At 63.3% G+C, this 24,615-nt stretch carries 23 protein-coding genes; 13 read left to right on the forward strand and 10 right to left on the reverse strand.

Annotated features, from left to right (window positions below):
- Window positions 1-26: 26 nt before the first annotated feature.
- Window positions 27-2,111 carry an OmpA family protein gene (locus ACOZK4_RS21020; protein WP_421593606.1) on the forward strand — a complete coding sequence of 695 codons (2,085 nt, stop codon included), beginning with the start codon at window positions 27-29 and terminating at the stop codon, window positions 2,109-2,111.
- Window positions 2,112-2,177: 66 nt separating this feature from the next.
- Here ACOZK4_RS21020 and mobB read toward each other — a convergent pair whose 3' ends face one another.
- The 3 genes from mobB to ACOZK4_RS21035 form a co-directional block, all read right to left on the reverse strand.
- A complete protein-coding gene (gene mobB, locus ACOZK4_RS21025) occupies window positions 2,178-2,702 on the reverse strand; it encodes a molybdopterin-guanine dinucleotide biosynthesis protein B (protein ID WP_421593607.1) in 525 nt (174 codons plus the stop codon).
- Window positions 2,699-3,334 carry a molybdenum cofactor guanylyltransferase MobA gene (mobA, locus tag ACOZK4_RS21030; RefSeq protein WP_421593608.1) on the reverse strand — a complete coding sequence of 212 codons (636 nt, stop codon included), beginning with the start codon at window positions 3,332-3,334 and terminating at the stop codon, window positions 2,699-2,701. Before mobA ends, mobB begins: the two co-directional genes overlap by 4 nt.
- 70 nt (window positions 3,335-3,404) lie before the next feature.
- Window positions 3,405-4,310: a DMT family transporter gene (locus ACOZK4_RS21035; RefSeq protein ID WP_421593609.1), complete on the reverse strand. Its 906-nt coding sequence runs from the start codon at window positions 4,308-4,310 to the stop codon at window positions 3,405-3,407.
- Between the two features lie 385 nt (window positions 4,311-4,695).
- On the opposite strand from ACOZK4_RS21035, the gene ACOZK4_RS21040 reads away from it, so the two are divergent.
- On the forward strand, window positions 4,696-7,239 hold the full coding sequence (locus ACOZK4_RS21040; protein ID WP_421593610.1) for a methyl-accepting chemotaxis protein: 2,544 nt from the start codon (window positions 4,696-4,698) through the stop codon (window positions 7,237-7,239).
- Window positions 7,240-7,302: 63 nt separating this feature from the next.
- On the opposite strand, the gene moaA is transcribed toward ACOZK4_RS21040, so the two are convergent.
- Window positions 7,303-8,289, reverse strand: coding sequence for a GTP 3',8-cyclase MoaA (gene moaA, locus ACOZK4_RS21045; protein WP_421593784.1), 987 nt, complete (start codon window positions 8,287-8,289; stop codon window positions 7,303-7,305).
- Window positions 8,290-8,491: 202 nt separating this feature from the next.
- Between moaA and ACOZK4_RS21050 the strand changes: the two genes are divergently transcribed.
- The 4 genes from ACOZK4_RS21050 to ACOZK4_RS21065 all read left to right on the forward strand — a co-directional run bounded on the left by ACOZK4_RS21050 (window position 8,492) and on the right by ACOZK4_RS21065 (window position 12,606).
- Entirely contained in the window at window positions 8,492-8,866 is a 375-nt protein-coding gene (locus ACOZK4_RS21050; RefSeq protein WP_313532132.1) for a DUF971 domain-containing protein, read from the forward strand.
- A gap of 49 nt (window positions 8,867-8,915) precedes the next feature.
- On the forward strand, window positions 8,916-10,742 hold the full coding sequence (locus tag ACOZK4_RS21055; RefSeq protein WP_421593611.1) for a monovalent cation:proton antiporter-2 (CPA2) family protein: 1,827 nt from the start codon (window positions 8,916-8,918) through the stop codon (window positions 10,740-10,742).
- A 71-nt stretch (window positions 10,743-10,813) separates the two neighbouring features.
- Complete coding sequence (locus tag ACOZK4_RS21060) at window positions 10,814-11,398, forward strand: TMEM175 family protein (protein ID WP_421593612.1); 585 nt, start codon at window positions 10,814-10,816, stop codon at window positions 11,396-11,398.
- Complete coding sequence (locus tag ACOZK4_RS21065) at window positions 11,395-12,606, forward strand: low temperature requirement protein A (protein WP_421593614.1); 1,212 nt, start codon at window positions 11,395-11,397, stop codon at window positions 12,604-12,606. The genes ACOZK4_RS21060 and ACOZK4_RS21065 overlap by 4 nt, the downstream gene beginning before the upstream one ends.
- On the opposite strand, the gene ACOZK4_RS21070 is transcribed toward ACOZK4_RS21065, so the two are convergent.
- Complete coding sequence (locus tag ACOZK4_RS21070; protein ID WP_421593615.1) at window positions 12,603-13,082, reverse strand: MarR family winged helix-turn-helix transcriptional regulator; 480 nt, start codon at window positions 13,080-13,082, stop codon at window positions 12,603-12,605. The genes ACOZK4_RS21065 and ACOZK4_RS21070 overlap by 4 nt on opposite strands.
- A 48-nt stretch (window positions 13,083-13,130) precedes the next feature.
- On the opposite strand from ACOZK4_RS21070, the gene ACOZK4_RS21075 reads away from it, so the two are divergent.
- The 4 genes from ACOZK4_RS21075 (at window position 13,131) to ACOZK4_RS21090 (ending at window position 15,967) form a co-directional block, all read left to right on the forward strand.
- Window positions 13,131-14,039, forward strand: coding sequence for an alpha/beta hydrolase (locus ACOZK4_RS21075; RefSeq protein ID WP_421593617.1), 909 nt, complete (start codon window positions 13,131-13,133; stop codon window positions 14,037-14,039).
- A gap of 71 nt (window positions 14,040-14,110) precedes the next feature.
- Window positions 14,111-14,719, forward strand: a complete 609-nt coding sequence (locus ACOZK4_RS21080) for a pyridoxamine 5'-phosphate oxidase family protein (protein WP_421593618.1) — start codon at window positions 14,111-14,113, stop codon at window positions 14,717-14,719.
- A gap of 77 nt (window positions 14,720-14,796) precedes the next feature.
- On the forward strand, window positions 14,797-15,183 hold the full coding sequence (locus tag ACOZK4_RS21085; protein ID WP_313530636.1) for a hypothetical protein: 387 nt from the start codon (window positions 14,797-14,799) through the stop codon (window positions 15,181-15,183).
- On the forward strand, window positions 15,173-15,967 hold the full coding sequence (locus tag ACOZK4_RS21090) for a M15 family metallopeptidase (RefSeq protein ID WP_421593620.1): 795 nt from the start codon (window positions 15,173-15,175) through the stop codon (window positions 15,965-15,967). The genes ACOZK4_RS21085 and ACOZK4_RS21090 overlap by 11 nt, the downstream gene beginning before the upstream one ends.
- 4 nt (window positions 15,968-15,971) lie before the next feature.
- Here the strand turns inward: ACOZK4_RS21090 and ACOZK4_RS21095 are convergent, their stop codons facing one another.
- The 3 genes from ACOZK4_RS21095 to fumC form a co-directional block, all read right to left on the reverse strand.
- Entirely contained in the window at window positions 15,972-16,616 is a 645-nt protein-coding gene (locus ACOZK4_RS21095; protein WP_421593621.1) for a L,D-transpeptidase, read from the reverse strand.
- A gap of 310 nt (window positions 16,617-16,926) precedes the next feature.
- Complete coding sequence (locus ACOZK4_RS21100) at window positions 16,927-17,997, reverse strand: GGDEF domain-containing protein (protein WP_313530644.1); 1,071 nt, start codon at window positions 17,995-17,997, stop codon at window positions 16,927-16,929.
- Between the two features lie 161 nt (window positions 17,998-18,158).
- Window positions 18,159-19,610: a class II fumarate hydratase gene (fumC, locus tag ACOZK4_RS21105; protein ID WP_421593622.1), complete on the reverse strand. Its 1,452-nt coding sequence runs from the start codon at window positions 19,608-19,610 to the stop codon at window positions 18,159-18,161.
- A gap of 466 nt (window positions 19,611-20,076) precedes the next feature.
- On the opposite strand from fumC, the gene ACOZK4_RS21110 reads away from it, so the two are divergent.
- Window positions 20,077-21,954, forward strand: coding sequence for a L,D-transpeptidase family protein (locus ACOZK4_RS21110; RefSeq protein WP_421593624.1), 1,878 nt, complete (start codon window positions 20,077-20,079; stop codon window positions 21,952-21,954).
- Window positions 21,955-22,017: 63 nt separating this feature from the next.
- On the opposite strand, the gene ACOZK4_RS21115 is transcribed toward ACOZK4_RS21110, so the two are convergent.
- Window positions 22,018-22,692, reverse strand: a complete 675-nt coding sequence (locus ACOZK4_RS21115) for an HAD family hydrolase (RefSeq protein WP_421593625.1) — start codon at window positions 22,690-22,692, stop codon at window positions 22,018-22,020.
- A 222-nt stretch (window positions 22,693-22,914) separates the two neighbouring features.
- Between ACOZK4_RS21115 and rpiA the strand changes: the two genes are divergently transcribed.
- Both rpiA and ACOZK4_RS21125 read left to right on the forward strand, forming a co-directional pair.
- The gene (gene rpiA, locus ACOZK4_RS21120) at window positions 22,915-23,613 is read left to right on the forward strand and encodes a ribose-5-phosphate isomerase RpiA (RefSeq protein ID WP_421593626.1); all 699 of its coding nucleotides are present in this window, start codon (window positions 22,915-22,917) and stop codon (window positions 23,611-23,613) included.
- Between the two features lie 18 nt (window positions 23,614-23,631).
- Window positions 23,632-24,174, forward strand: a complete 543-nt coding sequence (locus tag ACOZK4_RS21125) for a DUF2059 domain-containing protein (protein WP_421593627.1) — start codon at window positions 23,632-23,634, stop codon at window positions 24,172-24,174.
- Window positions 24,175-24,255: 81 nt separating this feature from the next.
- Here the strand turns inward: ACOZK4_RS21125 and ACOZK4_RS21130 are convergent, their stop codons facing one another.
- Window positions 24,256-24,591, reverse strand: a complete 336-nt coding sequence (locus ACOZK4_RS21130) for a hypothetical protein (RefSeq protein ID WP_314094450.1) — start codon at window positions 24,589-24,591, stop codon at window positions 24,256-24,258.
- Window positions 24,592-24,615: the final 24 nt, after the last annotated feature.

Below are 24,615 nucleotides of genomic sequence, written 5' to 3' on the forward strand. Positions count from 1 at the left end.
GCAAAACCGGCAAAAGAGGAAACGCTATGGGTAAGAGAACGACACTTCTGGCAACGGTGGCTTTGCCCATCGTTTCGCTGGTCTGGCAGCCGGTTCAGGCCGCGATGATCCGTCCGCCTGTCATCGACAGCCGCATGCCCAACGTCATCACCGTGCAGGAGAGCGACGGTTCCGAGGAAGAGCGCAAGCCGCGCAAGAAGCGGGAACGGCAGGAAGACGGCGAGCAGCAGGGCGAGCGCCGCAAGCCGCGCAAGGAACAGAGCGACGAAAGCGCCGGCGAACAGCAGCAGCAAGAACGCCAGGAGCGGCGCAAGAAGCGCGAGTCTGCTGAAGGTGATGACCAGCAGCAGCAGCAGGAACGCCAAGAGCGCCGCAAAAAGCAGCGCGAGGCCGCTGAAGGCGATGACCAGCAGCAGCAGGATCGCCAGAAGGCGCGCGAGGAACGCAAGAAGCAGCGCGAGGCCGCTGAAGGCGACGATCAGCAACAGCAGGATCGCCAGAAGGCGCGTGAAGAGCGCAAGAAGCAGCGTGAGGCCGCTGAGGGCGATGACCAGCAGCAGGATCGCCAGAAGGCGCGCGAGGAACGCAAGAAGCAGCGTGAGGCCGCTGAGGGCGACGATCAGCAACAGCGGGATCGCCAGAAGGCGCGCGAGGAACGCAAGAAGCAGCGTGAGGCCGCTGAGGGCGACGATCAGCAACAGCAGGATCGCCAGAAGGCGCGCGAGGAACGCAAGAAGCAGCGCGAGGCCGCTGAAGGCGACGATCAGCAACAGCAGGACCGCCAGAAGGCGCGTGAAGAGCGCAAGAAGCAGCGCGAGGCCGCTGAAGGCGACGATCAGCAACAGCAGGATCGCCAGAAAGCCCGCGAAGAGCGTCGCAAGAAGCAGCGTGAGGCTGCGGAGGACCAGCAGCGCGAAGAGCAGACAAACGAGCGGCCCCGCCGCAAGCGCGATGAAGATCGTGAGCGCATTGCCCGAGACCCGTCCAAGACGAACGAGACGATCGAACTGCCGTTCCTCGACGGTGCGGCCGTGCTCGACAGCGACAAGGATTTCGACAACCGCAAAGGATCCAGCCGTGACGAGCGTCGCCGCAAGCGCGCTGAAGAGCGGGAAAACGTCAAGATCCGTATCCCTGAGTCGGATCGCGACGCACAGGTCGGCTGGAAGGATCGTGATCGCGTCCGCTACGAATCGGGCGAGAGCGAGCGTGGCGAACGCCGTGACCGCCGTCCGCGCTATGAGGAGCGTGATGGCTGGCGTGTCGAGCGCGAAGTCGATGATCGCGCCGTGATCAATTTCGGCGACCGGATCATCGTCCGCTCGGACGACGGCCGCCGCCTGTCGCGCCGGGCAACCGAGACCTATTACGAGGACCTGCCGCATGGCCGTGTCCGCGAGGTCATCGTGCGTCCGAACGGCGACCGGGTCGTCACGATCCGCAGCCGCTACGGCGACGTCATCCAGCGCTCGCGCATCGATCGCTCGGGTCGTGAATATGTCATGTTCTATGCCCCGGAAATCGATCGTGACGCCCGGCCGACCTTCGTCGATCCCGGCGAGCGTCTGCCGCCGATGCGCCTGACGGTGCCGCTCGACGACTATATCATCGACACGTCGTCCGAGGGCTCGCATGATTATCGCGAATTCCTCGACCGGCCGCCGGTGGAGCCCGTCGAGCGTGTCTATACGCTGGATGAGGTGAAGTACTCGGCCCGTATCCGCGACAAGGTGCGCCGTATCGACCTCGATACGATCACGTTTGCGACCGGTTCATCGGAGATTTCGATGAACCAGGCGACGACCCTGCGCAAGGTGGCGGATGCGATGAACGAGATCCTCGACAAGGATGCCGGCGAGACCTTCCTGATCGAAGGCCACACCGATGCCGTCGGCTCGGACGAATCGAACCTCGTGCTTTCGGACGAACGGGCCGAGGCCGTCGCCAACATCCTGACGGACGTCTATGACATCCCGCCGGAAAACCTGGCCACCCAGGGCTATGGCGAGCGGTTCTTGAAGATCGATACGGATGGGCCCGAACAGCTCAACCGTCGCGTCACAATCCGTCGCGTGACCGCGCTGGTGAAGCCGGTCGCCATGGCCGAGTAATCGGTCGATACAGGATAGAAAGAAGGCCGCGGAATTCGTTCCGCGGCCTTTTCCGTTTTATGGTGATCAGGCGGGGGCGGGTACCGGGAGACCGGTGATCTCTATGACGAAATCCGCGATGGCAGCGGTGTCGTCGAGGTCGAAGACGGGAAGGGCGGTATCCGTGACCGCGTGGTCGGCGGCGATGGCGGCGATATGGGGGTCTTCGGGGGCGAGCGGAACGCGGTTGGCGGATTCCAGGCGTCGTGCCTCGATCTTCGGAATCGGCTCGCGCTTGTAGCCCTCGATAAGCACGAGATCGCAGGGCGCGAGGCGGGCGAGGATTTCTTCGAAACTGGGCTCAGGTGCACCGCGCAGCTCGTGCATGATGGCATAGCGCGTGCCGGAGACGATGGTCACTTCATGCGCGCCGGCCTGGCGATGGCGGTAACTGTCGGCGCCGACCTTGTCGATATCGAAATCATGGTGCGCGTGTTTGATGGTCGAGACGCGGTAGCCGCGGGCGACGAGCTCCGTGACCAGACGCACGGCAAGCCCGGTCTTGCCGGAATTCTTCCATCCGGCGATGCCGAAGATTTTGGGACGCGTCATCTCTCCAGCACCCAGAGCCAGTTTTCCGCCTGATCGAGATCGTCGGGCGTGTTGATGTTGAAGAACGGATCGAATTCGCCGCGCGACGTCTCGATCGGCGGGAAGGTGATTTCACGCGCCTGGTGGCGTTCGAGATAGCTGCGCACACGCAACGCCCCGCCGCCGGAAAGCCAAGCACTGAGATCGTCGGCCAGCGCCACCGGCCAGAGCGCGAAGACCGGGTGGAGGCCACCTGCCGAGCGCGCGACGGCGATCCTGTCCGGCGTATCGATGACCTTGCCCAGCCGGCTGACGAGATCGGTCGGGAAGAAGGGGCTGTCGGTCGGCACGGTCGCGACGTGGCTCGCCTCGGGATGGTTGCGCCTGACATGGTCGAGGGCGGCGAGCACGCCACCGAGCGGCCCTGCGCGCGCGGCGCCGAGATCGGCGAAGACCGGAAACTCCTCGCCGCGCTCGAAGAGCATGGGACCGTTGGCATTGACGGCGACGGACGAGACCTGCGGCCGCAACCGCCGTGCGGCGCGGTCGATAAGGGCTGCGCCGCCGAGACGGATGCGCGTCTTGTCCTGCCCCATCCGCGAGGACAGGCCGCCGGCCAGGATCACACCCGGTATCGCTTGCGAGAGTGCCATCGTGCTCCCATCGTGTTGGCTCTCACACCGGTCTAGTCGGTGCAAGGCCTGGTCGCAAGTCTCTGCGATGTCACGGCGATTCCGGCGTGGACTGCTGGGCGATGGGGGCCGCCCGGCGACGGTTTTCGCGGTAGAAGGTGTAGAGGCCCGAGGCGATGACGATGAAGGCGCCCACGGTCATCCAGAGATCGGGTAATTCGCCGAAGAACAGGAAGCCGATCGCGATCGCCCAGAGGAGGCTCATGTAGCGGAACGGCGCGACGAAGGAGATTTCGCCGACACGCATGGCGTTGACGATCGTCTGGTAGCCGATGAGCAGCAGAACGCTGGCCGCGGCCAGCCGCTCGACGACCGCCGCCGACATCGGCTGCCAGCCGCCCATCGGCACGATCAGTGCACCGCCGACAAGCGTGATGACGATCGCGGTGATGACGCTGATGAACAGGGTGGAGACGTCGCTGCGGATGCGCCGCGTGGCGAGATCGCGTGTCGCCGCACCGATCATCGAAGCGATGGCATAGATGGCGGCGAGCGAAAAGCCCTCCGGCCCGGGCCGGATGACGATGAGCACGCCGATGAAGCCGACGATGATGGCGAGCCAGCGCCGCCAGCCGACCTGTTCGCCCAGGAAGAGGGCGGCCCCGAGCGTCACGGCCAGCGGCAGCGACTGGAGGATGGCCGAGATATTGGCGAGCGGCATGACGCTGAGGGCGGAAATGAAGGTGAGCGAGGCAAAAATTTCCGCCGCGAGCCGCAGGGCGACCGGCGGCTGCAACAGGATGCGCCAGGAGCCGAGTGCGCCCATCCGCCAGGCGATGACCAGCACGAGCGCGCTTGTCATCAGCCCGCGCACAAACAGGATCTGGCCGGTGTTCATCGCATGCGTGACGGATTTCACGAGCGCATCGTTGCAGGTGAAGGCCGCCATGGCGATGGCCATGAACAGGGCGCCCCTGGCATTTCCGGTGGAGTTCATAGGGAGTGATTCCGCGCGTTGGTCTCTCCCTCATATGCCGAACGGGCGTGGCCTGCCATCATCCTCAAGGCTGGAACAAACGGGGTGATTGGCGAAAGAAACGGCGATTGAAATGATTTTGAGCAGAAGACGCGATCATTTCGGCGCAAACCCTTGAGTTTCTGCCGGTTTCTCGAAGGCATTCATTAAGCTTCCCCACCTATCGTTGCGTCATCCCAAATGCGTGTTCGCATGATGCGACGGGTGAGGGCTGGCCGTCTGATGCAAGACCGGTGCAGTCCCTTCAGCAGTTTTCGGCCGCACTCCCCCTGGTCTCCAGAGCGGCCGTTTCGGCTTTGAAAGCGCCCGACGGGACATGGTCGTCATAAGAAACGCCGGGGAAACCATGTCCTTCATCGACCGCCTGCTCCAGCAGCGCCGCATCGTCACCAAGGTATTGCTGTTCGTCATTCCGCTCGTCGCGCTCATCGCCGGCATCGGCCTTGTCGGTTATTTTACCGCGAGCACCCTGAACGGCCACATGACGGTCACGCGCGAGACGATCAACAGCCTGTCGCATTTCCAGAACCTGCGCACGAGCCTGCAGGATTTCGCCGACAAACCGGGACAGGACACGCGCGACGCACTCTCCGCCCGCATCGACGAGCAGGAGGCCGGCATCCGCGATCTCGACGCGCTGCTGCCGAATGCGGCGGAAAAGGCCAAGATCGCCTCCGTCGTCGCCCTTGCCGGTACGATGCGCGGCCAGACCGAGGCGCTGTGGTCGATCGATCAGGAGCGCAACGCCGTCACGACCAGCCTAGAAAGCGCGCTTGCCGCGATGGCCAGGGACGGCGACTTTGCCGAAAAACAGATCGCGGTCATCCGCAACGAATCGGGTGAGAAGGAAGCCTTCGCCAAGGCGTTGCTGTTCGACGCCGCTGCCTATCAGGGCCTGGCCGAACGCATCGGCAAGTTCCGCAAGCCGGTCGCGCTGGCCATGAAGCCGGAAGACAAGGTGAAGGCGGCCGAGACCTATCTGCCGCAGCTTTTGAAGCAGCTTGCCGAATCCAAGGCGATCGCCTCGCCGAAGGCGCTGGAGCAGATCAAGCCGCTGGAGGTCGAAATCGCCGCGGTGCAGGGCATCCTCGCCGGCACTGACGATGCCGAGGGCAAGAAGGCGAAATTCATTCCGGTTCTTACCAAGCTTTCCAAATTCGATGCCGACTTCCTGAAGGAGGCCGGCAAGAATTCCGATACGGCCGCCAAGCGCTTCGTCGGCATGGATGCCGAGATCGCGCTGCTCAAGACGCTGATCACGCTGATGGGCGACACGTTCAAGGGCATCGACCAGACGCGCCTGCATATCAGCGAGCTGCATCGCAAGCTCGACCAGCCCAGCCGCGACGCGGTTCTCGCCGACGTGAAGGCCGTTGCCGCCAGCGCCGCCGAGCTTGCCAAGCTCGGCGCCAAGAATGCCGCACTGCGCGATCTCTCGCAGAAGCTGGCGCCTTCGCTCGCCAGCATCGAGAAGGGCACGCAGGACCTGATCGCCGTCGGCGAAAAGTGGCAGGCGGCGCGTGTTGCCGCCTATGCCGCAGTCGCCGATGCCAGCCAGACGCTCGAGCAGTTCGTGTCGAGTGCGCAGGAGGCCGGCAAGCAGGATAGCCAGCGCTCGGCCAATGTCTCGATCATCGCCATGGTCGCCGGCACGCTGCTCGCCATCATCGGCGGCCTGATGCTGGTCGAAACCCTGCGCGGCCCGCTGAAGCGCGTCACCGAATCGATGGCGCGCCTCGCCAGCGGCGATCTGGAAATCAGCATCGACGGCCGCAACCGTGGCGACGAGATCGGCGACATGGTGCGTTCGGTCGCCGTCTTCCGCGATGCCGCCCGCGAAAACGTAAGGCTTGAGCAGGAGGCGGAAGCCCAGCGCCAGCTGACGGCCGAGGAGCAGGCCCGCCGTACCAGCGAGCGCGCCCGCATCGAGGCCGAGCAGACCGAGGCGCTGACCGCGCTCTCCGATGTGCTCGGCCAGCTTGCCGCCGGCAATCTCGAAGAGAGCATGACGGAGGCGCTGGCCGCCGAATATGTCGCCATGGCCCGCACCTACAACAATGCCGTCGAGGCGCTGCGCCACACGCTGTCCGACGTTCGTGCGACGACGATGGAAATCAACGGCGGCACCGGCAACCTTGCCGCCTCCGCCGACGATCTCGCCCGCCGCACCGAACAGCAGGCGGCTGCCCTCGAGGAAAGCTCGCGGGCGCTGCGCCAGCTTACCGACATCGTCCGTTCGACGGCCGAAAGCGCCCAGAAGACCGCCGTTTCGGTCGATGAGACGCATAGCTACGCCCAGCGCTCCGGCGAGGTCGTGGCCAAGGCCGTCACCGCCATGGGCGAGATCAACCGCTCCTCGGAGAAGATCAGCACGATCATCGGCGTCATCGACGAGATCGCTTTCCAGACGAACCTTCTGGCGCTCAATGCCGGTGTCGAGGCGGCGCGTGCCGGCGAGGCCGGTCGTGGTTTCGCCGTCGTCGCGCAGGAAGTCCGTGAGCTTGCCCAGCGCTGCGCCGGTGCCGCCCGCGAGATCAAGGGCCTCATCTCGGAAAGTTCCGCCCAGGTGCGCAACGGCGTTTCGCTGGTGACGGAGACGGGCGAGGCGCTCTCGGTGATCAACGACCACATCTCCTCGATCCACACGCTCGTCGGCAAGATCGAGGCGGCTGCGGCGGCCCAGTATCAGGGCATCAACGAGGTGAACCAGGCTGTGCACCAGGTCGAGCTCATCACCCAGCAGAATGCCGCGATGGTGGAAGAGAACACCGCCGAAATCCACGGCCTGCGCCGCCGGGTGCAGACGCTCAACCAGAAGATCGACCACTTCAAGACACGCGATCTCGATACGCGGGAAGACAACGGTTATGGCCGGCACTATGCGGCGTAAGCGATCGTGACGGATCAAATAAAACGGCCGGGCGAAAGCCCGGCCGTTTTATTTGAAGGGCTTTCAACCGCCCGTAACGCTCATATGCCGGGCGACGGCCGGGCGGTTGCGGCGGTCGATGATGAAATCGTGGCCCTTGGGCTTGCGGCCGATCGCTTCGTCGATGGCCTGCGAGAGCAGGGCGTCGTCATCGGAGGCGCGCAGCGGCAGGCGCAGGTCGGCGGCGTCGTTCTGGCCGAGGCACATATAGAGCGTGCCGGTGCAGGTGAGGCGCACGCGGTTGCAGCTCTCGCAGAAATTATGCGTCATCGGTGTGATCAGGCCGAGACGACCGCCGGTCTCCTCGACCGTCACGTAACGCGCCGGGCCGCCGGTGCGGTAGGCGTTTTCGGTCAGTGTGAATTCTTCGGCGAGGCGGGCGCGCATTTCCGACAGCGGCAGATAGCGGTCGGTGCGGTCTTCCTCGATTTCGCCCATCGGCATGGTCTCGATGAGCGTCAGGTCCATGCCGCGGCCGTGCGCCCAGCGCATCAGCTCGGGGATTTCGCGGTCGTTGAAATCCTTCAGGGCAACGGCGTTGATCTTGATTTTCAGGCCGGCGGCCTGCGCGGCGTCGATACCTTCGATGACCTTCGAAAGCTCGCCCCAGCGGGTGATGGTCTTGAACTTTTCCACGTCGAGCGTGTCGAGCGAGACATTGATGCGGCGCACGCCGCAATCGGCAAGCTCGGCGGCGTGTTTGGCAAGCTGCGATCCGTTGGTCGTCAGCGTCAGTTCGTCGAGGCGGCCGTCACGAACCTGTTTGCCGAGTTCGCGCACGAGATGCATGATGTTCTTGCGCACCAGCGGCTCGCCGCCGGTGAGCCTGAGCTTGCGCACGCCCTTGGCGATGAAGGCGGAACAGAGCCGGTTCAGCTCTTCGAGCGTGAGCAGGTCCTTCTTCGGCAGGAAGGTCATGTTTTCCGCCATGCAATAGGTGCAGCGGAAATCGCAGCGGTCCGTCACGGAGACGCGCAGATAGGTGACCGCCCGCCCGAAGGGGTCGATCATCGGGGCTGCGGATTGCGCGACGGGGTCGGCGCCGTTCCAAGGTCCTGCATAGGAATTCAAAACATGTCCTCCATTATCGACATGTCGTGCGCGCGAGGCGTAGCGTCAAGCCGATGCGGCGATTATGACAGTATTTTCCGCCTTGCACATCCCCGGCTTGCGGCATAGTCCTTCGCGAAATCGAATAGGAAAGGGCATGGACATGAGCGATCTCTGGCCGACCGAACTGCGCGTTTCCAAGGACCGCCAGCGCCTCGTCGTCACGTTCAACGACGGTGCTAGCTTCGACCTTTCCGCCGAGATGCTGCGCGTTCTTTCGCCCTCGGCGGAAGTGCAGGGCCATGGGCCGGGCCAGAAGGTAACCGTGCCGGGCAAGCGCAATGTCGCGATCATCGCCATGACGCCGACGGGCAATTATGCCGTGCGCATCGGTTTCGACGACTTTCATGATACCGGCATCTTCACGTGGTCCTATCTCAGGGAACTCGGGGAAAAGGGCGAAACGCTCTTTGCCGAATACGAGCGCGACCTTGCAGAGAAGGGCATGAGCCGCGATATGTCGGAAAAGCCGCGATAATTTCCGGACTGCCAAAGGGCGCGTCCACCGCAAACGAACGGAGAGACCCTTGGCAGCAGAAGCGAACGCAAACGATCTCACCCAGGTTGTCGTGCTCCTGGCGGCAGGCGTCGCCGCCGTGCCGGTCTTCAAGAAGATCGGGCTCGGCTCGGTGCTCGGTTATCTCGCGGCCGGCCTTGCCATCGGCCCCTTCGGCCTCGGCTTCTTTGCCGATCCGCAGGCGATCATCCATGTCGCCGAACTCGGCGTGGTGATGTTCCTCTTCATCATCGGCCTGGAAATGCAGCCGTCGCGGCTCTGGGGAATGCGCAAGGACATTTTCGGCCTCGGCGCGGTGCAGGTCATGGGCGCCATGGCGGCACTCACCTGTATCGGGCTTTCCTTCGGCTTCCCGCTCATTCCCTCCTTTGTCGCCGGCACCGGCTTCGTTCTGACCTCGACCGCCATCGTCATGCAGATGCTGCAGGAGCGCGGCACCCTGTCGACGCTGAAGGGGCAACGCATCATCGCGATCCTGCTCTTCGAAGACCTTGCCATCGTGCCGCTGCTCGCCATTGTCGCACTGCTTGGCACGGGCGCGGCCGCGACGGATGCGTCCGATCGCTGGCTCTCCGTCGGCATCGCCATCGGCGCCATCGTGGCGCTGGTTCTGGCTGGACGATACCTGCTCAATCCGTTGTTTCGGGTGCTTGCCGCCTCCGGTGCGCGTGAGGTGATGACGGCGGCGGCGCTGCTCGTGGTGCTGGGGTCGGCGCTCGCCATGCAGGTCTCGGGCCTCTCCATGGCGATGGGGGCCTTCCTTGCCGGCGTGCTGCTGTCCGAATCGGCTTTTCGCCATCAGCTTGAAGCCGATATCGAGCCGTTCCGCGGCATCCTGCTCGGGCTGTTCTTCCTCGGCGTCGGCATGGCGATCGATCTCTCGGTCATCGCCGCCAACTGGCAGCTCGTGGTGGCGAGCGTCATCGGCTACATGGTGGCGAAGACGCTGCTGATCTATCTCGTCGCGCGTCTGCTCGGCACCTGCCATAGCGAGAGCCTGGAGCGCGCCGTGCTGATGGCGCAGGGCGGCGAATTCGCCTTCGTGCTCTATGCCGCAGCCGTTGCCGCCGGCATTCTCAACGGCGAGGAAAACGCCATCCTGACGGCGACGATCATCATCTCGATGATCCTGACGCCGCTGATGGTCATCCTGCATGACCGCTTCGTGCCGAAGCAGCAGCCCTCCACCGAGGGCCTGACGCTGCCGGAGAATGTCGAGGGCACCGTATTGATGATCGGCTTCGGCCGCTTTGGCCAGATCGTCAGCCAGCCGCTGCTCGCAAGAGGCTACACGCTCTCCCTCATCGACAAGGATGCGGAATTCGTGCGCGACGCCTCGGATTTCGGCTTCAAGGTCTATTACGGCGACGGCTCGCGCATCGATATCCTGCATGCGGCCGGCGCTTCGACGGCCAAGGCGATCCTCATCTGCCTCGACGACAAGGAAGCCGCGGTGAAGATCGCCGAGATTGTCCGTGAAGAATTTCCGCTCGTGCCGATCCTGGCACGCGCCTATGACCGTGGCCACGCGCTCGATCTCATCCATGCCGGCGTGGATTTCCAGATCCGCGAGACCTTCGAGTCGGCCATGATCTTCAGCCGCGAGACGCTGAAGGCGCTCGGCGAGGACGAGGATCTGGCGGCCGAGGTGGTCGAGGAGTTCCGCGATGTCGATCGCCAGCGGCTGGAGCTGGAAACCGTCGGCGGAATCTATGCCGGACGCCAGCTCATCCGCGGCAATGCCTCGCCCGCCGATCTCGTCGCCGCCCGTACGGGGCGTCAGCGTGCGGCGGCGGAAGAGGAGCGCCACCGCCACGAGGAGGAACCGGCAGACTGACGTTACGCAATCTGCTGTAGCGACTCAGCGCAACATGCGTCATGTCTAATGAAAATGGACATGAGGTGGCTATGAACAAGGGACGGCTCGAAGCCTTCAGCGATGGTGTGATCGCCATCATTATCACGATCATGGTATTGCAGCTGGCGGTACCGAAGGAGCCGACCTTCACGGCGCTGGTTCCCATGCTGCCGATATTCCTCGGCTATCTCCTGAGCTTCGTCTATGTGGCGATCTACTGGAACAACCATCACCATTTGCTGACCATCTGCGGCAATGCCAGCGGCGGCGTGCTGTGGGCGAACATGCATCTCCTGTTCTGGATGTCGCTCATTCCCTTTGCCACCGCCTGGATGGGCAACAATCCGTCGGATGCGCTCCCGACGGCGCTCTACGGCGTGATCCTGCTTCTGACGGCCGTTGCCTATGAAATCCTGCAGATCCGCATCGTCGCGGTGCATCCCGACGCCGCGCGCGTGCGCAGCGCGCTTGGAAGCGATTTCAAGGGGCGGTTCTCGCCTGTTTTCTATCTCGCCGCGATTGGGCTTGCCTTTGTCTCGCCGGTGATTTCCCATGTGCTCTATGCGGCGGTAGCGCTTCTCTGGATCGTGCCCGACCAGCGCCTGGAACAGCTTTATAAAAAGGATGCGCCATGACGGCGACGAATGACGAACGTTTTGCCACTTCCGCCTGCCTGCGTGCCCGCGGCACTGCCAAGGAAGGCAAGGTGGCCTTTGCCGAGCTTTTCTTCGACCTCATCTTCGTGCTGACGATCATCCAGCTCTCGCATTCGCTGGCCGCGCACTATTCCCCCCTTGGCCTCGTCGAGGCCGCACTGCTGATGCTGGCAATCTGGTGGGTGTGGATCTACACGACCTGGGCGACGAACTGGCTCGATCCGGAAAAGTCGCCGGTGCGCATCCTGCTCTTCGTTCTGATGTTCCTGGGGCTGATGCTGTCCATCGCCATTCCCACCGCCTTCGAGGCGGGCGGACTTCTGTTCGCGATTACCTACGTCGCCATGCAGACCGGCCGCTCGGCCTTCACCGCCTATGTCATGCGGCGCGACTGGCCGGAAAACAGCCTCAACTTCACGCGTATCACGGTCTGGACGCTGTTTTCGGCCGTGTTCTGGATCGGCGGCGCTTTCGTCGAGCATGAGGCACGTCTCGCGATGTGGATCATCGCGCTCGGTCTCGAATATGCCTCGCCGGCACTCGGTTTTGCCGTTCCGGGGCTTGGCCGCTCGACGGTCAGCGACTGGCAGGTCTCGGGAGAGCACATGGCGGAGCGTTGCGCGCTCTTCGTCATCATCTGCCTTGGCGAAACGATCCTTGTCACCGGCCGCACGGTCGCCGGCATGGAACTGCTCGACGGCTTCACCATCTTCATGCTGATGACTGCGTTCCTCTCGACCGCCACCATGTGGTGGATCTATTTCCGCTTCGGCCATGGCGAGGCGGCGCATCTCATCGAGCATTCGGCGACACCCGGCCGCATCGCCCGCATGGCCTTCACCTATGCGCATATTCCCATCGTCGCCGGCATCATCCTGTCGGCCGTGGCGGAGGAATTCGCGCTCGCCCATCCGCACGGCCATGTCGATGCCAAGACGGCGAGCGCCATTCTCGGCGGGCCGATCGTCTTCCTGCTGGGCAATATCTGGTTCAAGGCGGCAATCCGCGGCCGCTCGCCGCTGTCGCATATCGTCGGCATCGCGGCATTGCTCGCATTGTCGGTGCTGGTGCCATTCGTCGAGCCGTACCAGCTCTTCATGGCCGCTGCCGCCGTGCTGTTTGGTGTGGCGCTCTGGGAATTCCAGTCGTTGAAGTCGACGCGGGCGGATGCGGTCGCGAAAGCCTAGCCTTCCTCTTCGTCATCCGCAGTCTCCAGCGTCTGGAGAATGCGGATGATGTCTTCCATGGCGTCCGCCACCTGAAGGCAGCGGTCTTCCGGCGTCTGGGATAGGATGCGCTCGATGAGGCCGGTCTGGATGGTCATGGCCTCTTCTGTCAGCGTCCGGCCGGTTGGGGTCAATGACAGGCGCAGCACGCGTTTGTCCTTGGCGTCGGGATTGCGCTCGATCAGGCCGCGCTTTTCGAGCTGCGGCAGGAGCATGCTCATGTTGGAACGACCCACCAGCAGCTTGCGGGCCAGCTCCTGCTGCGAAATGCCCTGGAAACGGTAGAGATTGACGAGAATGTCGAGATGCGGCGGCTTGATGCCGAGATCCGCGATCGCCCGCGTCACCGCCTGCTGCATCAGCTGGCAGGCGCGCGCCACCCCGATCCAGCTGCGAAAGCGCGGATGGTCCCAGGGGAAGGCTTGATTTTTGTTCATCGTTGTACTTTATTGTTCATCATTGAACATTTTTGATGGATTCCCACTATGGCATCCTTTGGCTTGAAGGTCATCCGCTTCGCGCTCTCCGGCGTCGCCGCGGTTTCTCCCGCTGCGGCCGGCCGGGCCGCGTTCCGCCTCTTTGCGACCACGCCGGGTCGCCGCCCGCGCACGGCCAAGGAGAAGGAGCTTTTTGTGCGCTCCGAGCGCTGGATGCGACAGGCGCAACGCGTGACGCTGGACTTTACCGGCGGCACGGCGGTGGCCCATCGTTTCGCCGCGCGTCCCTGTGAAAACTTTGCCGGCCGCGTGCTGGTCGTACACGGCTGGGGCTCGCGGGCGGCCTACCTCTCAGCCTTGACGGAGGGGCTGGTGGCTGCGGGCCATGAGGTCGTGGCGCTCGACTTGCCGGGCCATGGCTCTTCACGCGGGCGAACGCTGACGCTGCCGATGGCAGTGCGCGCCATCGATGCGGCCTGGCAGCGCTTCGGCGGCTTCGATTATTTCTGCGGCCATTCTTTCGGCGGTGCGTCGCTTGCCTGCGCGGCGAGCGGCCTCGTGCCCTCGGTGCCCGCGCACCGGCCGCGACGGCTCGTCACCATCGGCTCGCCGAGCGAGATGGCCTGGCTGTTCAAGGATCTCGGCCGCTACTTGAAGCTCGGTCCCAGAACGCAGGTGGCGCTGGAAGATCATGTCGAGCGCATTGCCGGCGCGCCGCTTTCGGCCTTCGATGCGGCCAGCGGGGCAGGGCGGCTCAGCACGCCGATGCTCGTTCTCCATGCCGAGGACGACAAGGAGGTGCCGGCCCATCATGCCCGGCGTTACGCCGCCTCCGGCCCCAATGTGACGCTGGAATGGGCCAACGGCTTCGGCCATCGCCGCATCGTTTCCGCCGAGCCCGTCATCGACCGGATCGTCGGTTTCTTCGCGGAGGACGGGCAGCGTATCGCCGCCTGATCGCTTTCCGTCACGCGCCTGTCATGCAAGGGTGCGATGCGCCGCGAAGGTGCTAAGCACAGGAGAGCAGCATGACGGTGGTCACGTCGGTCGAGCAGTTGAACGAACTTTACGGCGCGCCGGGCGAAGCCTCGCTCGTCAAGGTGACGGATTTTCTGCTGCCGGAATACCGCACGATGATCGAGGCGTCCCCGTTCGTGGCGCTGGCCACGGTGGGACCGGAAGGGCTCGACTGCTCGCCACGCGGCGATGCCGGCGCGGTCATTCATATCGAGGACGAGCGCACACTGATGCTGCCGGACTGGCGCGGCAACAACCGGATCGATTCGCTCTCTAACATCGTGCGCGATCCGCGCGTCGCCTTGATGTTCCTCATTCCCGGCTCCAGCACGACCATGCGTCTCAACGGCCGCGCCGTCGTGCGCATCGATGACGCGATCACGCAGCGTTTCGTCATGGACGGCAAACATCCGCGCTCGGTCGTCGTCATCACGATCGAGGAAGTCTATTCGCAATGCGCCCGCGCCGTGCTGCGCGCCGATCTCTGGAACCCGGAAAAATTCCGCGATGCGGCCTGCCTGCCGACCGTCGGGCAGATGCTGGCATCCGCCAAGAAGGGTTTCGACGGAATAGCCTACGACAAGGAATGGCCGGGCCGTGCGGCAAAGACCATGTGGTAGGTGGGGGCGAATATCCCGCCTTCCCGAACCGTCTTGTTCTTGGTTATGAATGGCTTTTGCCGAATTTGGAGTTTGAGATGCGGACAGGACTTTTTGCGGCGGCTTTCGCCGGCATGCTTGCGGCCTCGATGGGCGCTGCCAAGGCAGACGAATTGATCGAGAGCTACGGCGCCTATATCGGCCAGGATGATCTCTACAATTCCAACAACGAGCGCCTGACCCAGCCCTGGCAGGTCATCCGCCAGGATCGCGCCAATGTACATCGCTTCGGCGTCAGCCAGCCTGGCGACGACACCGACAGCTTCTTCGCCTCCGCGCGCAACCGCGAGCTTGCCGAACGCATGATCAGCCACGGCCGCATCGAGCGCAGCGCCGCGCGCCGCCTGTTGCAGGGCGATGTGCGCATCGAGGTCGAGATCTGGCGCGGTGCGGATGGCGACTATATCAACATCAATGTCGATTAAGCCTCTTTTCGCGGGCATTGCCGCGCTCCTTATCGCCATGCCCGCGGTGCGGGCAGCGGAGCCCGATCTTGCGGCCCGTCTCAAGCTGCTGCTGGAGGCCTATCCGGAAAGCCTTTCCGGCGTCGAGGGCAACAGGCTGCTGTTCAAGGATGGCGGCCCGGCGCTCTATATCGACGACGGCAAGGTCAAGGATCACCAGACGGCACTGGCCTCCGGCGATGTCGAGGACAGCCTGCGGCAGGTCTATCCGCTCGGCGCCTGCGAGAAAAAGCCGGAGGTCGATTTCGATCCCGGCCGCATTCGCAGCGATGCCTTGATGATGCGGCTCTATGGTGCGTCGGCGAGGGCCGTCGGGGCCGATCTCGTTCCCGTCAAATGGTTCGGCGAAACGTTGCGCGTGACGAAGCGGCAGGGTGCCGCCGCGGCGCTGGAGAAGGTGCGCGATGAACTTGAGGCAAAACCGGAGCTGAAGCGCTACCTCAGCCCCTCGGCCGGCGTGTTCAACTGGCGCAAGGTTTCCGGCGCGAAAAACATGTCGGTGCACAGTTTTGGCGCGGCCGTCGATCTCAACACGAAGTTTGCGGATTACTGGATCTGGTCGGGCGGAAAGCCGGGCAAGGTGCCGAAATACGCCAACAAATATCCGCTCGAGATCGTCGAGATTTTCGAGCGGTATGGCTTCATCTGGGGCGGGCGCTGGTATCACTACGACACCATGCATTTCGAATACCGCCCGGAACTCATTGCCATCGCAAAAGCGGCAGACGTTTCCGCCTGCCGCTGATCGCTTAGTTACGAACGATGACCGTTACGCCTGCCGTGACCTGCGCATAGAGGTGCTCGACGTCTTCGTTCGCCATGCGGATGCAGCCGGAGGACTGCGCCTTGCCGAGCGATGACGGCTGGTTGGTGCCGTGGATGCGGTAGACGGTCGAACCGAGGTAGATGGCGCGCGAGCCGAGCGGGTTGTCGAGGCCGCCCTTCATCGAGACCGGCAGGATCTTGCCCTTCTTGGCTTCGCGGGCGCGCATGTCTTCCGGCGGCGTCCAGGTCGGCCATTCTGTCTTGCGCGTCACCTTTTCCGTGCCGGTCCAAATGAAGCCTTCGCGGCCGACGCTGACGGCGTATTTCATGGCGAGGCCGGAGCCGAGCACGTGGTAGAGGCGCCGCTCGGAGTTGTCGACGATGATCGTGCCGGGGGCGACGTCCTCGGTGAAGGCGACGAGTTCGCGGGCGATCGGGGCGCGGGAAACGGCGGCGATCTTCTTTTCCGACTTCATCGGCTTGCCGCCTGAGAGAACCTGCAGCCAACCCGTCTTCTGCGAGGAGGACGAGAGCGAGGCGACCTCGATCGGGTCGATGGTCTTGTCGGCGGCCGATGCGGCGCCGGTGGAAAGAAGGCCTGCGATAAGGGCGAGTGCGAGCTTGTTCATGGTCCTGGTCCCTGTCTGGAGTGCCGGTGCGGTTCGTGCCCGGCGTCGTGTTCTCATGGGGACGTTTTAGGACGTTGCCGGTTGTCGCGATGTTCCGGCGGGAACAGCCTCAGAAAGGCTGGATCCAGACGAGGCTGCTCAGCATCAGGGCTACGATCATGGTGATTTCGACAAATCCGGTTTGCATGGTGCGATCCTCCCGTTGCCGCGAAAACGCTTTCGTGTCGCCGCGGTTCCGCCGGATTTCAAAAAATGCCCGAAACGCAAAACGGCGCCCGAAGGCGCCGTTTCGAAAGGTATGCCTGGAGGCCTATTTTCGGTAGATAAGCCAGCTCTTGGCAAAATCCTTCTTCATGCCGTCCTCATAGGCCATGGTGCGGTTGCGGCCGCCGTTCTTGGCGCAATAGAGAGCGATGTCGGCCTTCGAATAGAGTTCGCCGGGGCCTTCCGCCCAGGAGGCCATGCAGAAGCCGAGCGAGATGGTGATCGGGCCGTAGTTGACGCCTGTCTTGGAGTTCTTGAAGGGCGTGTGCTCAAGCGCGGTGCGGATGCGCTCGGCGATCGCCATCGCCTCTTCTTCGGTATTGCCTTCCACGATCATCGCGAATTCCTCGCCGCCGGTGCGCGCAACGAGGATGTCCTTGCGCACATTGGCGCGGATGAGGCTGCCGATGGAGGCGAGGATCTTGTCGCCGACGGGATGGCCGTAGGTGTCGTTGATCTTCTTGAAGTGGTCGATGTCGGCGATGATCAGCGCCGTGACATGGCGCGTCATCGTCGAATTGTAGATGGCGGAGAGCTTGTCGTCGAAGGCGCGGCGGTTGGAAAGCTGCGTCAGCGAATCCGTGTTGGCGATGCGCTTGTACTCGTCGAGCTCCTTGCGCACATTGTCCATCTCGACGGACCGCTGTACGACATTCTCGACCATCACCTTGCCCTGGCTGATCGTGTCGCCAGTGGCCTGGGTGAGTACCCCGATCACGCCCTTGATGATATCGACGCTGGCGGAGCTCTTGTTGTTGATGCGAACGAAGGTTTCGTCGAGCAGCTTGTTGTAGCTTTCGAGCGAGGTCTGCTCCTGCTTGAGCAGGCGCAGCAGGCCTTCGAGTTCGCCGACGATCTTGGTGTGTGCGCCATCGATAGCCGGCACGCCGTGGTGGTGGCCGAAATACTGCATGCCGATTTCGTCGAGCTCTTCCTGCGAGGCCTTGCTGCCGAGGGCTGCGAGTTCGCGCGTCAGCTTTGGGTTCGAGCCGATATAGGCCTCGTAGAACAGCTCGTAATTGCGGGGAATGGGAGACACACCCATTATGCGCATGGCATAGGTCACCTGGGCCGCGATATCGGGCACCTGGACCTTTTGCGCAACTGCCGTGTTCATGTCGGCTGCTCCTGGCTCATTCGTTAGCTCCCGCAAAATACTGCGCAAATGCTTTGCGAAGGATTAACGTTTGTGGATTCCGTAACGGCAGGCTGCAAAGAAAAAAAGCCGCAAATCCGGGGATTTGCGGCCTTTCCAGTAGAATATGAGGGATTTCTTCCTCAACCCGGCATAATCATTTTTTCGGGACGTACAACTTCGTCAAACTCTTCATTGGTGACGTAACCGCCGCCGACGGCTTCCTCACGCAGCGTCGTGCCGTTCTTGTGCGCCGTCTTGGCGATCTTGGCGGCGTTGTCGTAGCCGATCTTCGGGGCGAGTGCGGTGACGAGCATCAGCGAACGGTCGAGCGCCGCCTTGATGTTGTCTTCGCGGGCTTCGATGCCGACGACGCAATTGTCGGTGAAGGAAATCGCCGCGTCCGAGAGAAGCTGGACGGACTGCAGGAAGTTGTAGGCCATCAGCGGGTTGAAGACGTTGAGCTCGAAATGGCCCTGGCTGCCGGCGAAGGTGAGCGAGGCATGATTGCCGAACACCTGGGCGCAGACCTGGGTGAGGGCTTCGCACTGGGTCGGGTTGACCTTGCCGGGCATGATCGACGAGCCGGGTTCGTTTTCCGGCAGCGCCAGTTCGCCGAGGCCCGAGCGCGGGCCGGAACCGAGGAAGCGGATGTCGTTGGCGATCTTGAAGAGCGCGGCGGCGGCGGCATTGATCGCGCCATGTGAGAAGACCATGGAATCGTGGGCGGCCAGCGCCTCGAACTTGTTCGGCGCGGTCTTGAAGGCGATGCCGGTGATCGAGGCGATGTGCTCGGCGACCTTTTCGGCAAAGCCGATCGGGGCGTTGAGGCCCGTGCCGACGGCGGTGCCGCCCTGTGCGAGTTCGCACAGGCCCGGCAGCGTCAGCTCGATGCGCTTGATCGAGGAGGCGACCTGTGCGGCATAGCCGGAGAATTCCTGGCCGAGCGTGAGCGGCGTCGCGTCCTGCGTGTGCGTGCGGCCGATCTTGATGATGTGATCGAAAGCCTTGACCTTGGCTTCGAGCGCGGCGTGCAGGTGCTTCAGCGCCGGCAGCAGATCGTGCACGATGCGCTCGGCGCAGGCGATGTGCATGGCCGTCGGATAGGTGTCGTTCGACGACTGGCTCATGTTGACGTGGTCGTTCGGATGCACCGGCTTCTTGGAGCCCATGACGCCGCCGAGCATTTCGATCGCCCGGTTGGAGATCACTTCATTGGCGTTCATGTTGGACTGGGTGCCCGAGCCGGTCTGCCACACGACGAGCGGGAAGTGATCGTTGAGCTTGCCGTCGATGACTTCCTGCGCGGCTTCGGTGATGGCCATGGCGAGAGCCGGATCGAGGCGGCCGAGTTCGGCATTGGCGCGGGCGGCGGCCTGCTTGACGATGCCGAGCGCACGCACGACCGACAGCGGCTGCTTTTCCCAGCCGATCTTGAAGTTGCCGAGGGAGCGCTGCGCTTGCGCGCCCCAATAGCGGCTGTTGTCCACTTCGATGGGGCCGAATGTATCCGTTTCCGTGCGCGTCGATGTCATAGTGCTTCCCGCTTCTCCGAGCCCATGCGTTACGGTCTGCCGCCGGCCTCGCCGCCGCATGGGACGCGGCAGGCCGGGCGAGCGCGGCCGTTTGGGAAGGCCGTGCTGAAAAATCGCGCAAATCTCTGGCCTATCTGCGACCCGCTTGCAAGGGCGGAATGGCGGAAGAAGACGAGACTTTCGGTTAAAATCGATTAGGCGGAAAACGGGCCGGGAAGGTATGCGGGAGGCGATGCGGGCTGTGCCTTTTCCATCACAATCGCCGGCTTGTTTTTTCGGCGACTTCCGGCAGGCGGACGGAATTTTTCGCCTCCTGCGCGAAATTTCGCCACCAATTCAAATTTTTACGCAGGCTCGTCCGTTTGCTTTTCCAGGTGTCGGCGTCACGGATAAGTGAGGTTTTGCAGGGCTGGCGGGAAGGGGCGTTTCCTTTTCATTCACCATCCTTTCCTATAACTTACCGGCCTGCTGGTTCGGGCGCCGCCAGAGACCGCGCGTTGCGGTTCATACGGGGAATGGATTATTTATGAAGCTGACAAAGACTGCCGTGCTGGCCGCCGCGCTGGCTCTTTCCTGCGCCACCATCACGCTCCACGCTGCACCGGCCAACGCCCTGACGCTGTTCGACATCTTCCGCGGCAAGAAGAAGGAGCCGGTGCGCGAAGACTTGCCGGGTGTGACCACGGGTGCCGCCCTTCCGGGCGCTGAGACGAAGCAGGCGGCCAAGCCGCTGCCGCGCGTCACCGGCCCGCGCTACTACACCTACAAGGCTGACGGCCTGAAGCGCGTCGCCGTCGAGAAGCTCGCCGACCCGGTCGTGACGAGCTCGATCACCGTTGACATCCCGGCCGCCGGTGACGCGGGCGTGCGCGCGGCCTTCGCCAATGTGAACGTGCGCACGACGCCCGATGCCGCCAAGGCGGTGGAGGCATTCTACGCCACGCAAAAGAAATTTGTCTGGATCGACGGCACCGGCATCAACGAAAAGGCGAAGAGCGCGATTGCTGTTCTCGCCGATGCCACCTCCGTCGGCCTCGACCCCTGGGACTACGCGGTCAAGATTCCGTCTGATAGCTTCGACAGCGCCGACATCAACAAGCGGTACGACGAGCTTGCGACCTTCGAGATCGCGCTGTCGTCGGCTGTCGCCACCTATGTGCAGGACGCGGTGCGCGGCCGCATCGATCCCAATCGCATTTCCGGCTATCACGACTTCAAGCGCAAGGACGTCAACATCGTCGCCGCGCTGAAGAACGTCGCGATGAGCAGCAACGTCAAGGGCTATCTGGAAAGCCGCTCGCCCGCGAGCGCCGACTTCCAGGCCCTGAAGGCCGAGCTTGCAAAGCTCAAGGCCGAGAGCAATGCGGAAGACCGCGTCGTCATCGCCGACGGTACGCTGCTGAAGCCTGGCCAGAGCAATCCGGAACTCGCCAACATCGTCAAGGGCATTGTCAAGCACGGTTCCGATGCGCTGAAGACCGAGCATTCGCTCACGATCGCCGGCTACAAGGACACGCCGGAATATACGCCGGAACTGGTTTCCCTCGTCGAGGCCTTCCAGAAGGAAAACGGCCTGAAGCCGGATGGCGTCGTCGGCAAAGCCTCAATCCGCAAGATGGTCGGCGGCGACAGCGCGGCCGACAAGATCGCCAAGCTGGAAGTGGCGCTGGAACAGGCGCGCTGGCTGCCGGTCGATCTGGGTGCCCGCCACGTCTTCATCAACCAGCCGGCCTTCCAGGTCTATTACTACCAGGACGGCCACGAAAAATTCTCGATGCGCACGGTCGTCGGCTCGAAGTCGAACCAGACCTATTTCTTCGAGGACCGCATCCAGACCGTCGAAGTGAATCCTTATTGGGGCGTGCCGCAGTCGATCATCATCAACGAGATGCTGCCGAAGCTGCGCAACGACCCGAATTATCTTGACCGCATGGGCTATGAAGTGGCCGTGGGTGGCAGGGCGGTTCCGTCGTCCTCCGTCAACTGGTATGGCTCGACATCGGGCATTTCCGTTCGCCAGCCGCCGAGTGGCGACAATGCGCTGGGCGAATTGAAGATACTCTTCCCCAACAGCCATGCCATCTACATGCATGACACGCCGTCGAAGAGCTTCTTCAAGAAGGATATGCGGGCGCTGAGCCATGGCTGCGTGCGCCTTGCCGAGCCGCGCAAGATGGCTGCCGCCGTGCTTGGCGTGACGGAAGCCGATGTCGCCAAGGAAATTGCCGGCGGCAAGAACAAGGGCATCAACGTCAAAGCCGATATCCCGATCTACGTTGCCTATTTCACGGCCTGGCCGAACAAGGACGGCGCGGTTGAATATTTCGACGACGTCTATGGTCGCGACGACTATATGCGCAAGGCTTTCGCCGCCACGCAGAAGGCGCGGCAAGTCCAGGGCTGATAGCGTCAAAGGGCAAGTGTATCGAAGGCGCCGTGTCCGGAAGGATACGGCGCCTTTTTCCTGTCACCGCGCGAGCAGGCGCTCGATGAGATCGGGCGTCAGTTCGTCGAAATGCGTGACGACATGGCTGGGCTCGAGTTCTGCGACCGGCACGTCGGAATAGCCGAAGGGTACGCCGATGGAGGGCACGCCGGCATTGCGGGCGACCAGGATGTCGTTGAGGCTGTCGCCGACCATCACCGTGCGCTTCGGATCGCCCTCCGCAAGGCGGACCGTGCCGAGCAGGTGTTCGGCATCGGGCTTGCGGACCGCGAAGGTGTCGCCGCCGGTGATTGCGGCAAAGCGGGCGGTCAAGCCAAGACCGTCGATCAGGCGGCGGGCAAGGCCCTCCATCTTGTTGGTGCAGACGGCAAGGCGGTAGCCGGAACCGGACAGGCGATCCATGGCCTCGACGAGACCGGGATAGGGCACGGACACGCCCGGCATCGCAGCGGCATAGTGCTCGACGAAGACATCAAGCATGCGCTCCAGGTCGCCATCCGTGATGTCTCGGCCGCGCAGCGAAAAGGCGCGCTTGATCATGACCTGTCCGCCATGGCCGACGAGATAGGTGAGATCGCCATAACCGACGGGATCGAGGCCTTCGAGGCCGATCGTGTGGTTGAGGCTCGCCACGAGGTCGTGTGCGGTGTCGATGAGCGTACCGTCGAGATCGAAGACAACGAGAGAAGCGGACATGGGAAACCTTGTCGAAAAGATGGGAGGCGGGTCTCTCCGGTAGGCGATGGAGGCGGCATTTGCAATTCCCTTGTGCCGACGCCTTTGAACGGCGCGCGTACCCGCCGGCTTTGCCGCGATTTTGGCTTTCGTTTGCCGGGCGGGGCGTGTAAGTGTCTCACCGGAATTTCCGGCCGCTTCGTGCGAAGGGCCGACAGGTTGGTTTTAGGGAGTGCGTGGCGGATGGACGCCAGGGAAATGAAGATCAAGGCTGCGGAAGCCGCTCTTGCCCATGTGGAAGACGGCATGCGGCTCGGTATCGGCACCGGCTCGACGGCGGAGGAATTCGTCCGGCTTCTGGCGGAAAAGGTCGCCGGCGGCCTCAAGGTCGAGGGCGTGCCCACCTCCGAGCGCACGGCGCGGCTCTGCGTCGAACTCGGCGTGCCCCTGAAGTCGCTCGACGAACTGCCGGAACTCGACCTGACGATCGACGGCGCCGACGAAGTCGATGGCCAGCTTCGCCTCGTCAAGGGCGGCGGCGGCGCGTTGCTGCGTGAGAAGATCGTGGCGGCAGCCTCGGCCCGCATGATCGTGATTGCCGACGAGACCAAGGTGGTGGAAACGCTCGGCGCCTTCAAGCTGCCGATCGAGGTCAACCCGTTCGGTCTCGTCTCCACGCGCATCGCCATCGAGAAGGCGGCCGCGCGGCTTGGCCTTTCCGGCCCGCTCACGCTGCGCGCCTCCGGCGACGGCACCTTCAAGACGGATGGTGGGCACTATATTCTCGACGCATCTTTTGGCCGCATTCCTGATGCAGATGCGCTCGCAAGCAGCCTCAATGACATACCCGGTGTCGTCGAACACGGACTCTTCATCAATATGGCGTCGCTTGCCATCATCGCCGGTCCGGCTGGTGCGCGCACGCTGACGGCAAAAGCATAGACAGGAGCACAGACCGACATGATCAACTTTGCTGGTTTCGGCCGGACCCTCGCGGTAACCCTCATCGTTTCGGCAAGCCTCGTCGGCGCCGCCAAGGCGCAGGAGGTCACGGAAGAGCAGTTGAAGACCGCGCGCGCCGCCATCGACGCCATCGCGGCGACCGCAGGCTTCGACAACATCCTGCCGAGCCTTGCCATGCGCGCCAAGGCAGCGCTCATCCAGGCTTCGCCGAACCATGAGGCGGAAATCAACGCGACCGTCGACGAGCAGGCGCTGGCACTTGCACCGCGCCGCGCCGATCTCGAGAAGGAAGCCGCGTCGATCTACGCCAAGACCTTCACGCAGGACGAGCTGAAGGCGATCGCCGACTTCTACTCCTCGCCGGTCGGCAAGAAGCTCCTGACGGACGGTCCGATCGCCACGCGTAGCCTGATGAAGGCCGCCGAGATCTGGGCCGCCGGCATCGGCCGCGACCTGCAGGTCGAAAGCGGCAAGAAGCTCCAGAATATCTTGGGCGCTCCCGCCACAGCCGAAGGCGGCGAAGCGAAGCCGCAGCCGTAAGCGAACAAAAAAGGCAGCCTTCGGCCGCCTTTTTCATATCCGTTGCATGACGCGGGCCGCCCTATCAGGGGCGGCCCGTTTTTATTCGTGGATCGTATATTCGCCGAGTTCGCAGAGGTTCTGCGTGTCGGTGGTCGTGTCGAGGTCGGAGTCTTCGGCGAACTCGAAGCGCATGTCGTAGTTGCAGACATCACGGCCGTCGGCGATCGTGATTTCGATCGTCTCGCCGGGGTTAAGGACCTGCTCGCCGAAGACATCGTCTTCCCACTTGTCGACGCCGACGGGCGAGGTGTGGAAACGGGTCAGGACGGAGTTGGTGCCGTTCTTCAGCTGGAAGACGAGGTCTTCCGCGAGAGCGGGGCCTGCAAGCATGGCGAGTGCCAGTGCCGATGCTGCGAAAACTTTAGATTTAGACATATCTATCATCCGGTTAGCCCACAA

Origin of the sequence: Shinella sp. M27, assembly GCF_049199905.1 — a bacterium.
In the GTDB taxonomy this organism is placed as follows: Bacteria; Pseudomonadota; Alphaproteobacteria; order Rhizobiales; family Rhizobiaceae; genus Shinella.

Excerpts from the sequence above, each read along its gene's own strand:
- ACOZK4_RS21020 (WP_421593606.1), top strand. The coding sequence starts at position 27 with ATGGGTAAGAGAACGACACTTCTGGCAACGGTGGCTTTGCCCATCGTT.
- mobB (WP_421593607.1), bottom strand. The coding sequence starts at position 2,702 with ATGACGCGTCCCAAAATCTTCGGCATCGCCGGATGGAAGAATTCCGGC.
- mobA (WP_421593608.1), bottom strand. The coding sequence starts at position 3,334 with ATGGCACTCTCGCAAGCGATACCGGGTGTGATCCTGGCCGGCGGCCTG.
- ACOZK4_RS21035 (WP_421593609.1), bottom strand. The coding sequence starts at position 4,310 with ATGAACTCCACCGGAAATGCCAGGGGCGCCCTGTTCATGGCCATCGCC.
- ACOZK4_RS21040 (WP_421593610.1), top strand. The coding sequence starts at position 4,696 with ATGTCCTTCATCGACCGCCTGCTCCAGCAGCGCCGCATCGTCACCAAG.
- moaA (WP_421593784.1), bottom strand. The coding sequence starts at position 8,289 with ATGATCGACCCCTTCGGGCGGGCGGTCACCTATCTGCGCGTCTCCGTG.
- ACOZK4_RS21050 (WP_313532132.1), top strand. The coding sequence starts at position 8,492 with ATGAGCGATCTCTGGCCGACCGAACTGCGCGTTTCCAAGGACCGCCAG.
- ACOZK4_RS21060 (WP_421593612.1), top strand. The coding sequence starts at position 10,814 with ATGAACAAGGGACGGCTCGAAGCCTTCAGCGATGGTGTGATCGCCATC.
- ACOZK4_RS21065 (WP_421593614.1), top strand. The coding sequence starts at position 11,395 with ATGACGGCGACGAATGACGAACGTTTTGCCACTTCCGCCTGCCTGCGT.
- ACOZK4_RS21070 (WP_421593615.1), bottom strand. The coding sequence starts at position 13,082 with ATGAACAAAAATCAAGCCTTCCCCTGGGACCATCCGCGCTTTCGCAGC.
- ACOZK4_RS21075 (WP_421593617.1), top strand. The coding sequence starts at position 13,131 with ATGGCATCCTTTGGCTTGAAGGTCATCCGCTTCGCGCTCTCCGGCGTC.
- ACOZK4_RS21080 (WP_421593618.1), top strand. The coding sequence starts at position 14,111 with ATGACGGTGGTCACGTCGGTCGAGCAGTTGAACGAACTTTACGGCGCG.
- ACOZK4_RS21085 (WP_313530636.1), top strand. The coding sequence starts at position 14,797 with ATGCGGACAGGACTTTTTGCGGCGGCTTTCGCCGGCATGCTTGCGGCC.
- ACOZK4_RS21090 (WP_421593620.1), top strand. The coding sequence starts at position 15,173 with ATGTCGATTAAGCCTCTTTTCGCGGGCATTGCCGCGCTCCTTATCGCC.
- ACOZK4_RS21095 (WP_421593621.1), bottom strand. The coding sequence starts at position 16,616 with ATGAACAAGCTCGCACTCGCCCTTATCGCAGGCCTTCTTTCCACCGGC.
- ACOZK4_RS21100 (WP_313530644.1), bottom strand. The coding sequence starts at position 17,997 with ATGAACACGGCAGTTGCGCAAAAGGTCCAGGTGCCCGATATCGCGGCC.
- fumC (WP_421593622.1), bottom strand. The coding sequence starts at position 19,610 with ATGCGGCGGCGAGGCCGGCGGCAGACCGTAACGCATGGGCTCGGAGAA.
- ACOZK4_RS21110 (WP_421593624.1), top strand. The coding sequence starts at position 20,077 with ATGAAGCTGACAAAGACTGCCGTGCTGGCCGCCGCGCTGGCTCTTTCC.
- ACOZK4_RS21115 (WP_421593625.1), bottom strand. The coding sequence starts at position 22,692 with ATGTCCGCTTCTCTCGTTGTCTTCGATCTCGACGGTACGCTCATCGAC.
- rpiA (WP_421593626.1), top strand. The coding sequence starts at position 22,915 with ATGGACGCCAGGGAAATGAAGATCAAGGCTGCGGAAGCCGCTCTTGCC.
- ACOZK4_RS21125 (WP_421593627.1), top strand. The coding sequence starts at position 23,632 with ATGATCAACTTTGCTGGTTTCGGCCGGACCCTCGCGGTAACCCTCATC.
- ACOZK4_RS21130 (WP_314094450.1), bottom strand. The coding sequence starts at position 24,591 with ATGTCTAAATCTAAAGTTTTCGCAGCATCGGCACTGGCACTCGCCATG.